A 398-nucleotide genomic window follows, 5' to 3' on the forward strand; every position below is an offset into this window, starting at 1 on the left:
GGCATAGCCACGAAGGCCCCACCCATTGGGCCGAACTAGACCCGGCTTTTGAAACCTGCGCCAAGGGCGGCAACCAAAGCCCCATCGATATCCGCAATGCGGTCAAGGCGGACCTGCCCGCGCTGCAGTTCAACTACACCACCGCTGCCCCCACGCTGGTCAACAATGGCCACACCATCCAGATCAACCTGCCTGCAGGCCAAACACTGACCGTAGGCGACAAAACCTACGAGCTGCTCCAGTTCCACTTCCACACCCCCAGTGAAGAAGCACTCAATGGCAAGCACACCGCCATGGTGGGCCACTTTGTCCACAAAAATGCCGAGGGCGGCCTGGGCGTGATTGGCGTGCTGATGCAGCCCGGCAAGACCAATGCGGCCTTCGCCCCGGTTTTTGCC

The 398-nt window shown here is 61.1% G+C and carries 1 protein-coding gene; it reads left to right on the forward strand.

The features are described 5' to 3' along the window. On the forward strand, window positions 1–398 hold a 398-nt coding region (locus tag AC1D1Y_RS26735), incomplete at both ends, for a carbonic anhydrase family protein (protein ID WP_477685003.1).

The sequence above is a fragment of the Polaromonas sp. P1_G1 genome (assembly GCF_056405595.1).